This window comes from Roseofilum capinflatum BLCC-M114, assembly GCF_030068505.1.
In the GTDB taxonomy this organism is placed as follows: Bacteria; Cyanobacteriota; Cyanobacteriia; order Cyanobacteriales; family Desertifilaceae; genus Roseofilum; species Roseofilum capinflatum.
This window is the reverse complement of record NZ_JAQOSO010000040.1, coordinates 1-12,888: the sequence shown is the minus strand read 5'-3', so window position 1 is coordinate 12,888 and position 12,888 is coordinate 1. Positions and strand designations below refer to the sequence as shown.

9 protein-coding genes are annotated in these 12,888 nt (G+C 47.0%); 7 read left to right on the top strand and 2 right to left on the bottom strand.

Features of this window, described 5'->3' with window-relative positions; translation table 11 throughout:
• The first annotated feature begins 39 nt into the window (after positions 1 to 39).
• From PMG25_RS08120 to PMG25_RS08090, 7 genes are all read left to right on the top strand, one after another.
• Positions 40 to 843 (top strand): tetratricopeptide repeat protein, encoded by an 804-nt coding sequence (locus tag PMG25_RS08120; RefSeq protein WP_283766400.1) that lies wholly within the window; start codon positions 40 to 42, stop codon positions 841 to 843.
• Between the two features lie 176 nt (positions 844 to 1,019).
• Positions 1,020 to 1,256: a 50S ribosomal protein L28 gene (rpmB, locus tag PMG25_RS08115; protein WP_283766399.1), complete on the top strand. Its 237-nt coding sequence runs from the start codon at positions 1,020 to 1,022 to the stop codon at positions 1,254 to 1,256.
• Positions 1,257 to 1,842: 586 nt separating this feature from the next.
• Positions 1,843 to 7,419, top strand: a complete 5,577-nt coding sequence (gene hpsA / locus PMG25_RS08110) for a hormogonium polysaccharide biosynthesis protein HpsA (RefSeq protein ID WP_283766398.1) — start codon at positions 1,843 to 1,845, stop codon at positions 7,417 to 7,419.
• A gap of 36 nt (positions 7,420 to 7,455) precedes the next feature.
• On the top strand, positions 7,456 to 8,235 hold the full coding sequence (gene hpsB / locus PMG25_RS08105; RefSeq protein WP_283766397.1) for a hormogonium polysaccharide secretion pseudopilin HpsB: 780 nt from the start codon (positions 7,456 to 7,458) through the stop codon (positions 8,233 to 8,235).
• An 80-nt stretch (positions 8,236 to 8,315) separates the two neighbouring features.
• Entirely contained in the window at positions 8,316 to 9,476 is a 1,161-nt protein-coding gene (gene hpsC / locus PMG25_RS08100) for a hormogonium polysaccharide secretion pseudopilin HpsC (protein WP_283766396.1), read from the top strand.
• 42 nt (positions 9,477 to 9,518) lie between these two features.
• Positions 9,519 to 10,274, top strand: a complete 756-nt coding sequence (locus tag PMG25_RS08095) for a prepilin-type N-terminal cleavage/methylation domain-containing protein (RefSeq protein ID WP_283766395.1) — start codon at positions 9,519 to 9,521, stop codon at positions 10,272 to 10,274.
• Between the two features lie 42 nt (positions 10,275 to 10,316).
• Complete coding sequence (locus tag PMG25_RS08090) at positions 10,317 to 10,889, top strand: pilus assembly FimT family protein (RefSeq protein WP_283766394.1); 573 nt, start codon at positions 10,317 to 10,319, stop codon at positions 10,887 to 10,889.
• 430 nt (positions 10,890 to 11,319) lie between these two features.
• On the opposite strand, the gene PMG25_RS08085 is transcribed toward PMG25_RS08090, so the two are convergent.
• On the bottom strand, positions 11,320 to 12,090 hold the full coding sequence (locus PMG25_RS08085; RefSeq protein ID WP_283766393.1) for a cobalt-precorrin-6A reductase: 771 nt from the start codon (positions 12,088 to 12,090) through the stop codon (positions 11,320 to 11,322).
• Positions 12,091 to 12,104: 14 nt separating this feature from the next.
• Positions 12,105 to 12,827, bottom strand: coding sequence for a class I SAM-dependent methyltransferase (locus PMG25_RS08080; RefSeq protein ID WP_283766392.1), 723 nt, complete (start codon positions 12,825 to 12,827; stop codon positions 12,105 to 12,107).
• Positions 12,828 to 12,888: the final 61 nt, after the last annotated feature.

Here is a 12,888-nt window from a genome sequence, read left to right as displayed (position 1 = left end):
TCCCTTACAATAGCTAGATAAGAGTTCAAGGGATTTGGTGTGACGATTAAGCGTAGTAGTTGGGTAATCAATGCCATTTTGATTTTAGCGGTTGTCGCCTTGTTGGGGGTTTCAACTATTCCCCCGATCACAGAAGCCTTTCGTGCCTCCACCTCGGCCAGTTCTGAGGCTTCTCCGACTGCAACCGTAACCTCTCGTCAAGCAAAATTAGAAGCTCAGGAACGCGGCTATGAGTTGGTTTTGGAGCGAGAACCCGAAAATCAAAGCGTGTTGCGGGGATTGTTGGATGTGCGGTTAGAATTGCGGGATATTCCAGGAGCGATCGCCCCCTTAGAAAAATTAGTCCAACTCAACCCCCAAGATGTCCAGTATCAGGTGCTGTTGGCTGAAGCCAAGAATTACACCGGAGATCCCGACAGCGCCGCCGGGATTTATCGGCAAATCTTAAGCCAAAACCCCGGAGAAATGACCGTTTTGCAAGGCTTAGTTGACCTGCAACTGCAACAAAATAATCCCCAAGCGGCGATCGGGGTATTAGAAGAAACCCTGCAAAAAGCCACCACCGCCAATCAAACGGAAGCCGAAACCATCGATACCGCCTCCGTCAAACTCCTCTTAGGGCGCGTCTATGCCGACTTAGAGCGTTATGAAGAGGCGATCGCCGTTTACGACCAAGCCATCGAAGACAATGATACCGACTTTCGTCCCCTTTTAGGAAAGGCGATCGTCCTCCAACGCCAAGGCAAACCCGACCAAGCCAAACCCATCTTCGCCAGCGCCACCACCCTCGCCCCCCCCGAATACCAAGACGAAATCAATCGCCTCATGAACCAGGAGGAATAAGGAGACAGGGAGGATGGGGAGCGCAACAAACTCTTACCCCCCTTCTCCCGTGGGAGAAAGGGCAACAAACTCTTACCCCCCTTCTCCCGTGGGAGAAGGGGCTGGGGGATGAGGGCATCAACAACCCAGCAAATTCAGGCTACAATAAGAGATTGCAGCAAAAAAAGAGGTAACCCATGTCCCGTACCTGTCAACTCACAAAGAAAAAAGCCAACAACGGCTTCGCCATCTCCCACTCCCACAGACGCACCAAAAAACGCCAAGAAGTCAACCTTCAGAGCAAGCGCGTCTGGTGGCCCGAAGGCAACCGGTGGGTCAAACTCAAACTCTCCACCAAAGCCATCAAAACCCTAGAAACCAAAGGCATCCAAGCCATGGCCAAAGAAGCCGGAATCAACCTAAACCAATATTAATTCAGTCGAACCCATAGGGGTTTGGTCTCCAAACCCCCTAAAACAATCATTCTTCGCAACAGGCCAAAAAACCTGTAGGGGCGGGTTATACCCAAAGCTAGGACACCCATCATCAACTCTGTATTCATGTCGCGTAGCGAAACCCGCCCCCACCGCTTTTAACTTCTAAAGATTAATTTTTATGCCACCCCTGGGTAACCTAAACCTAGGGTAGTAGACCGGCAAGCTTAAAACTGTAGGTTGGGTTGAGGAACGAAACCCAACCTACACTCTTACCCCCAGTTTTAAGCTTGCCAAGCCAGTAGGGTGGGCACTGCCCACCTTGCTGCTAACTAACCATTCCAGCAGCAAACCCCACATCAACAGTGAATTCACAGTTGATGGTCATCGCAAAAATTTGTTAAGACAGAAAAGAGAATACCTAAATACCGATTCTTCATCCTTCTTAACCCAACCGAGGAGTGCGAGCATCTTGCTCGCTATCACCTCGCAAGAATCTCCCCTTCTTCTCAACTTCAACCCACCCTAGTGGTCACCCCAATCAGGGCTTGTATCGCATCTATCTTCCACATCTAGGACAGCTTCTATGTCTATCCAACGCCTACTCAGACATCTCCGGAATAGTTTCCTCAACCTAGGGCGAACCCTAACCCAATGGCTCTCCCGTTTCCTCAAACGAGGATTAGGTGGCCTCTTCCGTGTCGGTCGGGGGCAACAAGCAGGCTTCGTCCTCCCCACCGTCACCATGGTGATGCTCGTCGTCTCCCTGCTCACCCTAGCCATGTTACTGCGCTCCACCGACCGAGCCAAAAACGCCCACAATTTCCGGGTCAATGAAGCCACATTAAACGCCACCGCGCCAGCGTTGGATAGAGCAAAAGCGAAGATAGCCGCTATTTTTGACGACCCCAAAATTCCTAGGGGAACCCCATCCGATACCGCTTTTATGAGTTCATTTGGAGGACTAGGGAGTGGGATTGAAAAGTACACCTTTGGGGATGAAGTGCCGGTTAAGTTGGTTTACAACATAAAAAAAGACAACAAAATTTGCAAAAATAATGATGATGCTCAAACGGGTGAAGCAGATACTAATGCCCCTAAAAATACCAAGTGCGACGAAACCCTAAACACCGCCTGGAAATTCCCAGTCGATACCGATAACAACGGGAAATTTGACAGCTATACCCTCTATGCCATCCTCTACCGCAACCCAACCACAGATGGGGGAGAATTTGACCGCGCTCGCAACCCCCTAGAAGCACGCAACCTGCCCATGGAAGGGTCTACCAGCTCCGCATGTGCCAACAACACCGGAGGGGGAGCCAGCTTAGTCGGTGACTCGGACTGGTTTAAGTTGCCCAACGAGCAAAAAATCAAAAAAGCCTTCTTTGTGTATGCAGCCACCGTACCCATTGGCCCAGATGCAAATGGCGGACTGCCCACCGGTCTAGATGCCAATGACTATGAACTCTTTCCTGGGGGAACCAAAGGATTTTCTGCCCTCGAATATCAACAAGACTGGAGCCGCATTCCCCTAGCCAACAATGCCGTAGTCTACCAAGATGACTTATTACTATTGTCAGGGACGGAACAACGCTTCAATGGACGGATGATTACCAATAGTAACTTGATGGTAGGTAAGCAAAACAACAATGGTAAGACCTACTTCTATTTGGTTAGTGGTAAAAATTCTTGCTTTTACGATGAAGAAAGTAGCAAAATCAATGTTGGAGGGAATGTAGGGGCAGCTCAGTATAATACGACATCAGATAAACCGCCAGTAGACGAGATCCACCTGTTTAATGGAGAAGGAAATGACCCAAATGAGGTGAAAAACCAATTTGGGAAAAACACTAAAACAACAACATCATCTGGAGGTCAAGATGTCACCTATAACAACAATGCCTATAACCAGCGCATTGCTTATCTGGTGAATGCAGCCATGCAACTGCAATCAAACGATCTTTCAGACGACCTGAAAGAAGAGATAGATGGCCTCACCACTAATGAAAAAAAACAATTCTTTAGAAACTACTTCAGGGAACGGACTCGCTACGTGCCCTTTTTGGAAGTCCAACCAGGAGATAATGCCAAATTCATTCCAGATGTCACTATTCCTTTACAACTCCAAGATGCTGATGGGTATTTGGCTCCGATTAACAATAACACGGATGCAAAATCCTTTTTTGCTCTCTCCCATGATTCAGAGACAGCAGATAAAACAGGACTTAACCCCTTGCGTCCCCCCCACCAATGGATGTTTCCGGTTGACCCATCGAACAATGCAACCAGTTATGTCAAGAATAAAGCTGGTAGTAGTACACTCAGTTTAGATCTCGATGAAATTCCTGCAACTAATCCACGAGAGCGAGAGGGGAAAGAGCTGCAAATTGGCGATCGCGTTAACGTCGGCAATAACTTACCCTTAACCATCTACAGGGATGGGACTGAAGGTGTCTTTATCTCCGGTGAATTAATCGATCAAGAAGTGACCGGTAAAAAGTGGTTAGACGCATCTGGAAACGTTCCAGGAACGGGTCAAGGCGATCCCCGCACCAGAGACTCACAAGTGGTCAGCTTACCCGATTTAGGAGACACGGCCCGCGATGGACAGTGGGAAATTGATGCAGCCACTGATCCCAATGATAAATTTGATAACGTGGGTGGATTAAGAGTGATTACCGGTGCAGGGATTTATTTGCCGGGAGCCAATAGCAATACAACTGCACCTACTGTAGACGACGAAGAGCCAGGTAAAAATATCATTATCTGGCCAGATTATTTCCCAGTGGCTAAGAACCATCCGGAGGTTGTTTTTGATCATGACAATGACCCGACAACCGCTTCTGTTTCCGTAGATTCAGCAAATAATACCACTCGCCCTTATCTAAGGATGCGAGCATCAGTCGTTTATCACCACAGTAATAGCGCTTTCGCCGATAACGACTACCCAGAAGATGACAGTGGGAACAAAACGAATCAAACCCCCCTCGCTTGCGTCGCTAACTATTACGATCCAACGGATTCAGCCAGCGATACAGCAAACTCAAACAACGGCTCAGTTTACAGTTGGAACGCCAGTGCGTTTAATTTAAGTCTCTTACAATATCAAGCGGCACTGCGCTATCCCGGAGTCGTGTATAAGGATGGGAGTAAGGTATTAGGCGATCGCCTCGTCAATCCCTTACTTGCTTCTGCTTTAGACAAAAGCACCTCCGCATCTTCAACGGATCGCACCCTTGCCGAACAAACTGCCGTTGATGCTGCCATTTGTGCGACCCTGATTATGAATGGTGGCTCAAGCAGTAGCGATATCCCGGCTGATGCTATCAAAGAAGTTACCTTCCTCGATGCCCGGCAGATTAAAGCCAATGATGTTCATAGCCTGCAAGTCACCGGTGGTTCAGGCGGAACCTATACATTGGTGAATGGAATGCCTGATACTGACTTAGAGGTAGGAGATATTGTCAGTGTCGAGGAGCATTATGTTGATACAACATCTACTCCACCTGTAGACCAAAACCGACCCAAAATCATTCGAGGCAAAATCACAGCAGTATCTGGAGATGATATCACTATTTCCACAACTGATGCAGTTTATGCAGATGCTGATCCTTCGATTAGTGCAGATGGAACAGGGTGGATCACTGAAAGCTTAAGTGGTCGCTACGATCTTCCCATCGAAGAACGGTATCCCTTAGAAATTCGTGCCACTCAAATCGATCTCGATCTATTGAGGACAACAAGAAGAGGAACCTTTAACGATCCTCAAGAGTATCTCCTTCCCAATAGTGGACTCATCTATGCGACTCGCGAAGATGCCCTTCCCGATCAAACCACTTGGGTCAAAGATGGGACTGCCACATTCGATCATAACGTGGATAACGGTTCAGAACCCGACTTAGATCAAAGTGGCACAGACTACAAGCTCGACCCCACCCGCCGTCCCAATGGTATTGTTCTGATCAACGGTAGTCAACTGAACCGGGGAACAACAAACGACTACCGACCTGAAGAAAAAGGGTTTATCCTCGCCACCAACTTGCCCGTCTACATCAAAGGAGACTTCAACTTACATAGTGCTGGGGAAGAGTTTACAGATGCTCTAACAGCCAATTATAGTAACTTCTATAGCCGTACCGGTTTGAATGGCAGCTTTGCTTGTCGCAAAGGCCAACCGGGTTGTACCGGTGATGGAGATACTTGGCGCAGTGCCACTGTTTTTTCCGATTCCTTAACGCTGCTCTCCGACAACTTTGAGTTTGGAAAACGCAGTGATGGAGACTATAACCTCAACAACAACTATGGGGATGGTCGTTCTATCGCTAAACGTCGCAAAAATGGCTTCTTTACCAATGGCTTCGTCACCAACCGTGACTATCCCAGTGATGGCGATTACACCAGCTTTAGTGGGACTAAACCCTTTAGCTCCTACTTCAACAATTTTGTAACTCCCATTCAGCGCCGAGCCACATTCCCAGAGTATGTGATGGAAATCTGTGAAAAACTCCCCGTCTCTGAGTGCGAACCCAATGATTGGCATATTCCTATCGATAGACCAGCCGGAGATCAGTATGACCTGAATGGCGATGGTGATACTGATGATACTTTTACTTTCGGAATAGACTTAAATGGTAATGGTGACACCAATGATACTGACATCAGTGAATCAGCGATCGTACTAGACTGGAATGGTGATGGTGACACCAATGATACTGACATCAGTGAATCAGGGATAGACTTAAATGGTGATGGTGACACCAATGATACTGACATCAGTGAATCAGCGATCGTACTAGACTTAAATGATGATGGTGACACCAATGATAATGACATCAGTGAATCAGATTTAATCATATCCGATCCTAATTCTATCGAGGAATCTTCCCTTAGCAAGCTGCATAGCTATATGAACTTACAAGGTAAGACTCCGTTATCAACATCCGCTCAATTGGATAAAACTACGTTAAGTACTCTACTAGGAAAAACAGAAGCTGAGATACAGCGCTACCCTCGCCGTATTGCCTTTTTGAGAAATGACAAAAATGAGCTAATTTTAGATGAAACCACTCAAACCCCTATTGCTTTAGGTGTTGACAGCAATGGTTTCATTAAATACTTTTCCTATACAAATACTTCTGCCAGTGCTATCCAAGATGATGATGGTGAAATTGAACTTTTTCTTTCTACAGGACTCGCCAATACAATTCTTACCGCTTTCATAGACCAAGGAATTGTAACTGGATCAAACATCACCCCAGTAACTGGACTGCCAACGGCTGCAAGTGATGCTCTGTGGTTCCGAACCACAGACAACTCAAGTGACCCAACAGGATCTTGGGAATATGAGAGCAATAAGCCCTTAGCCTACTTAAACCCACTCACAGCCACTGATGAGCAACCCTTGCTCATTCCTGTCGTGCAAATTCATTGGACTAACAAAAATCCTGGAAGTTTTAACCCTGATGATAATGACACCATGTCCAATAGAACCAGTTGGGTACAACATGCAGAAAAAACTACATTTAACTTGGTGTTTGTAGCAGGAGATTCTCCAGGAAGACCGGGTGAAGTAAACGGGGCTTTGGCAAACTTCCCCCGATTTCTAGAAAGTTGGACACCTAACGGAACAGAGGTGAATGCCAATATCAGTGGTTCATTTATTCAGAATGGACGCAGCACTTATGGAACAGCTCCTTTTTGGGTATTGTTGAAGGACGATCCTCTAGAGTTCACGTACGACGAACGAACTGGCCCATTTGATGAAGTTCAAGCCTACCGAGCTGCCAACAACAGTGGATTACTTCCCTACTATGATCCACCTAACCGTTCTTGGGGGTTTGATGTGGCTCTGTTAACCCAAGCACCTGACTTGTTTGCCCAACGGTTTGCCATCAAGGATGATACTCCTCCCAATGAGTTCTATCGGGAAGTCAAACGGGATGATAAATGGGTGCAAACCCTGCTCTGTGCTGCTCAACCCGACAAGCGCGTTGACCCCACAGATGCAACTAAGACAGTCGCTCAAGGCGGTGGGTACGAGGATGCTGACGATCCCTATGATAAGGACGTGACCATTACTGAGAACGACACTGCTGTTAATTATCAGTTTGCCATCTCCGCAGATCAACGCCCTGATACTTGCCCAGTTCCTAACAACTAATATCTACCCTAGCTCTAACCCTTACGAGGTCAACCCATGAAACCTATACTCCGAAAACCCCACCCCCATTCCTCCCCGCCCAAGGGTGAGTCTGGCTTTACACTGATTGAATCCTTGGTTGCCGTCGTCATCCTGACGATTATGTTAGTGGGAATCGCCCCGGTGATTGTCCTGGCAACAGCTACCCGCATTCAAGCGCGGCGGGTAGAGCTGGCAACACAAGCCGCTCGATTCTACATTGATGGTGTGCGAGCTGGAAGTTTACCTGCTCCCAATTCAGTGGTTGAACTGAAAGAAGAAGTCGATCCTGCAACCCGTAAATTCAAATCGAAACGCGAAGATTTTGCCAAAACTGGTGCGCCTGCCCAATCTTCTTTTCCAGCAACTTGTCCCCCAGCTAGTCCCAATGACTACGAGAAGGGAGGATATTGCAAAAATCAAACCCTTGCTAATGCAAAAGAAGCTTCAGCAACGGATGTCAGTTTATATTGCTTTAATGGAGACGATCAGACAGGCTGTCAAGCCAGTAGTCCCAATGATTTTATTATTCAAGCCTATCGCAGCGTGACGGATAAGACTGAAGCTACTGAACAATCCCAACTCGATCAAGGTTATTTATTGGGGATTCGGGTTTACCGAGCGGATGCGTTCAAAGAGACGGGCACACTCTTAACTTTTTATGCTAATGGTGTTCAACAGCGTGCTTCTGGAACAAGCTTGAATGTGAAAGCACCGTTGTTGGAAATGACCACAGAAATTCAAGGCGATAGCGATAGTCTCGATAGCTTTATTAATCGCTATGGAGGAGGGGGTTAATCATATCAAGTAGGGGCGAAAAATTTTTCACCTCTATCCAATGCAATGGCAAGGGTTCAATAGGTTTAGGGGCAATACTGATGTTTATGTTACTGAATGCTTTATTAAAAAGCCGTCGTAAGGGGCGCAGAAATCAAGGGTTTACCTTAATTGAGTTGTTGGTGGCTTTAGTCGTTGCCTCAATTATGATTAGTAGCTTGCTGGGGTTTATGGTGGATATCCTCACCAAAGACCGCAATGAGCAAGCGCAGTCAGCAACTCAGCAAGATATTCAAGCCGCAGCCGATTATATCCGCCGAGATTTAGAGACGGCGGTGTATATCTATGATGGCGAGGGATTAAGGGCGATTTCGGGTAATTATAGTACAACCGAGTGTAGTAGTCCTGTGTCACCAGGTTCTTATACACCTCCAGCTAGTTGTAGCCAAATTCCCGTCATCGATAATGGGGAAGGACTGCCGATACTAGCCTTTTGGAAACGCAAGTTTTTAGATAAAAATTTGAATGTTACGGTTACAGCCAACCCGACGAGTAGAAGAGTTGGACAATTAGTTAAGTTACCGAATGGCGATCCAAATGAGCAAGATTATCAAGTCTATGCTCTAGTTGTCTATTATCTCACCAATGCTAATAACGGAACCTGGTCAAATGCCATGCGGATTAGTCGGGTTGAGCTTCGCGATGGCATTGTGGATACCGGTGGAAATCCTCAAGATGAGACAATTGATGGGGTGGCCTACGATCTCAACCCTAGTCCTGGATATGCCAATTTCGACCTCTCGATATCTGGGGATAGCATACACGAGAAGATGGAGAAATGGCAGAAAACAGCTACAGCTTATGATTTGAGTAAAACACCCATACAAGTTTTAGTCGATCATATTGACCATACAACATTAGCTGATATTACTCCTGAGACTTTTCCGAATGCTGTGAATTGTCAGGATGCTTTTCCAAACAAAGAAGCTCCTACTCCTGCTCCTACAGCTCCTGATGAACCTTGGCAAAGTCCGAATTATGGTGCGGCAGATTTTCCGACTGCGTTTGATGCGTTTAAGACGGATAGCTTTTTTGCCTGTGTAGATTCCGATGGGGGAGTGGCTCAGATTTATATTCGAGGCAATGCTTTAGCGAGGATTAATCCGAATAACCCAGATAAGTACAATCCTAATAATGATCGGACAGCACTCTTTTTCCCGACGACGAGTATTCAAACGAAAATTAGGGGAAGGGTTCAGTAGTTAACAATTAACAATTATAGAAGACTTTTAGGGGAAGGGGATATGAATCGGGAACTTGGACAACATCAAAAGCAATGGGGTAGAAATTGGCTCCATCAGCTCCAGTCAATGGCTAGGAACAATGATTGTAAAGGTGAACAGGGGTTCACGTTAATTGAGTTAATGGTGGTAATTGCCCTAATTGGTATTCTCAGCACCATTGCGGCTCCGACTTGGTTGGGTTTTGTGCGACAACAACGGGTGACTGGGGTAAATGATGATGTTTCTTTGGCGCTGCGGGAGGCACAAACCAAGGCGAGAAGCACGAAACTTGCCCAGAGTGTGACGGTGCGGGTGACGGCTGAGGGTATTCCGCAGGTGGCGGTTCATAAGAAGGATCGTAGAGCGGATGATTTAAAAGATCAAGAGTGGGAAAACTTGGGATCGGAGCGGGGCATTTCTGGGGATCAGATATTGTTGTTTACGAATCTTGTCGTCAATGAGCCAAGTAGTGCAGAAAAGAATGATGGTTTTAAGAATAAACTAGATGAAAACATTACCCAAGATACTTACCCTCAACCCAAGGGGGATCAAGGGCCGGTAACGATTGTGTTTGATCAAGATGGGAATTTAGATCCTTTAACTGATCCTAAGCTAACTGATGCTAATGGTAATAGTAAGGGTTTAATTATTGGTGCGGCTGTACCTCTTGGGAATGACCCGACGAAACCGGTGGCGAATACGCAGCGTTGTGTGATTGTGAGGACGTTGTTGGGGGCGATGGAGTTGGAGTCGGAGAGTAATTGTAATCCTTGGTGAGGTTGATTTAAGTAAAGATTAGTTCATTGGTCATGGGTGCAAATGTTGAACTATCGGGGAAGAGAAGGGGGCTTTACGCTGATTGAGTTGTTGGTGGTTATTGCCCTGATTGGTATTTTAATCGCTATAGCACTGCCGAGTTATCTGGGATTTGTGCGGCTGCAAGAGTTGAAGTTAGGGAGAGAACAGCTTCATCTTGCCCTTAAGGAGGCTCAGAGCAATGCGAAACGGGATAAGTTGGTGTGGCAGGTGAGTTTTCGCAATAACCCGCATCCCCAGTATGTTGTGCATAAAGAGTTGCCGAGTGGCTCTGATTTGACGGGTTTAAATTGGCAAGATTTAAATCCCAATATTTTGATTATTGATGGAAAAAATCAGAATGAGACGACGTTTTATCAGTATACGAGGGGGGTAAATGAGGGGATTTGGCGGATACAGTTTAATCATCATGGCCATCCGAATGGGCAGTTAGGACGGATTACGGTGGGGTTTAAGGATAGCGATCCGGAGGATAAGCGCAGACCTCTGCGGTGCGTGATTGTGTCTACGTTGTTGGGAGCGATGCGAACGTCCCATGAACAACGGACAAAGCAGAATGGGAAATATTGTTATTAGGTTATACAGCAAACCTAAATGAGTTATGTAATGGCTGCCCCTCATCCCCCAGCCCCTTCTCCCGCAGGCGCTGCCCTGAGCGAAGCCGAAGGGAGAAGGGGAGCATACAGCGCTTCGCGCTGTGATGGGGGAATGGGGGGAACAAACAGCAGACTGGGTAGGACTTTGAGCTATTTTTGCTATCGTTCAAAACAGTCATTAATGTACCTCATAGCAGCGACAACTGCTGTATTGCGGTGTTGTCCTGCCTACCCTACAAGGATTGGTCATCATAGCGGGTTAATCGGATTTGATATAATCAGGGCTTACGCATTAAATCTATCAGTAGGGTGTGTTAGCGAAGCGTAACGCACCCTACTGCTATATATGGAGTCGTTGCGTAAGTCCTAATAATGAATGGTTTTGGGAGTTGGATACACTGCACAAAGGGCTATATTGCGCTATGTAAACAAAAATTAATGGCTTCTTGGATGTCATGAGTTTGTTGGGGATAGGTCATTTTGGGTCGGGTGATGGTAATTAAGGGAATTCCCAAACGATCGCACAGTTGACGCTTGATTGCCTCTCCTCCTGCATTTCCGGATGCTTTGGTTACTACTAGAGAAATCTGCCAATGTTGCCAGAGGGCTAACTCTAGAGCTTCGGGAACCGGGGGACGGATGGCAATGAGGCGATCGCTGCTAAATCCTGCTTCTTGTGCGACTTGAATGGAGTCGATAGACGGTAGCACCCGCGCAAATAAGGTCGCCCGGTGTTGCCAAGGTTGAAATAAGGGTAGGCGTTGCGATCCGACGGTTAAAAACACGCGCTGATCGGTCAAATATTCCCCCGTCAGTAGGGTGGCAAAACTGTCTAAGGTCAGGTTCCGATCGGAGTCAGAAGAAGCGGTTACAGGGGGTCTCTCGTAGCGCAAATACGGTATTTTAGAGCCTTCAGAATAGGCGATCGCCTGTTGGGAAATTTGCCGCGCCCAGGGATGACTGGCATCTAAAATTAGGCCAATTTGGTGCGATCGCCGAAACTCATCTAAACTTGATGCTTTTAACTTGCCCACCTTCACTGTTAACTGCGGGCAACTCGGATAAAGGGATCTCGCGGACTCAGTAGTTACCGTGACCACACACTCTAACCCCTGTTCTACTAAGCCTTGAGCCAACTGGCGGCTTTCCGAAGTCCCTCCAATTAACCAAACTTTAGCCATGGGTGGCGATCGCCTCACGGATACTTAACTGCATAGAGATGGAACAGCTCGCCCTCTTGTTTTTTAACCACCTTTCCTCCCACCGCACGGATCGGCTTTTGCCAATCTTCTAAAGGCTCTAGAGCCACTTCAGCACCCAAATAGGTCTCCAAAATCGCCCAATTTTCCGCCAACTCCACCTCTGGGTTTAGCACATCAAACACCAGCATTCCCCCAGGTTTAAGCACCGACTTCACTGCCAGCATCACCTGTTGCCAATAGTCCAAAGAAAAATAACAACTCCATCCCGTGGCGATCGCCAAATCAAACTGTCCTGGGTCATAATCTAACTGATGAGCCGGCCCCAACTTCACCCCCTTAAACAACTTAGAATTTAATTGGGGGCCGCGAGAATTCAGAGCTTCCTGAGCTTCCTTACTAATCTCTTGGCCATAAAACACCGCCTCCCATTCTCGCCAAGGATAAATCAAAAAACTCACCCCACAGCCAAGATCCAAACATTTTTGCCCCTTTTTCGGCTTACACACCTGCCAAAACTCAGATGTAAGTTTCGGGGTTAACTCCCCACTCATCCATTGCCGAAAAATCGGCATCTCTTCCACCTCCGGCGGAACCTCAAACGCATCTCCTCGATATTGGCGATTAAACCGCAGCGCCACCGCCGCGAGTTGCTCCTCTAGAGCCTCTGTAGAAAAATTTTGCAGTCCAAAACCGGAAGCATTACTTAAGCGTGTCATATTTTAGGGAATGGGGAATAGGGAATAGGGAATGGGGAATAGGGAATAGGGAATAGGGAAT

Bases quoted from the DNA above. Each gene is read 5' to 3' on its own strand.
- hpsA (WP_283766398.1), top strand. From the start codon at position 1,843: ATGTCTATCCAACGCCTACTCAGACATCTCCGGAATAGTTTCCTCAAC.
- PMG25_RS08085 (WP_283766393.1), bottom strand. From the start codon at position 12,090: ATGGCTAAAGTTTGGTTAATTGGAGGGACTTCGGAAAGCCGCCAGTTG.
- rpmB (WP_283766399.1), top strand. From the start codon at position 1,020: ATGTCCCGTACCTGTCAACTCACAAAGAAAAAAGCCAACAACGGCTTC.
- PMG25_RS08090 (WP_283766394.1), top strand. From the start codon at position 10,317: ATGTTGAACTATCGGGGAAGAGAAGGGGGCTTTACGCTGATTGAGTTG.
- hpsB (WP_283766397.1), top strand. From the start codon at position 7,456: ATGAAACCTATACTCCGAAAACCCCACCCCCATTCCTCCCCGCCCAAG.
- PMG25_RS08095 (WP_283766395.1), top strand. From the start codon at position 9,519: ATGAATCGGGAACTTGGACAACATCAAAAGCAATGGGGTAGAAATTGG.
- PMG25_RS08080 (WP_283766392.1), bottom strand. From the start codon at position 12,827: ATGACACGCTTAAGTAATGCTTCCGGTTTTGGACTGCAAAATTTTTCT.
- hpsC (WP_283766396.1), top strand. From the start codon at position 8,316: ATGTTTATGTTACTGAATGCTTTATTAAAAAGCCGTCGTAAGGGGCGC.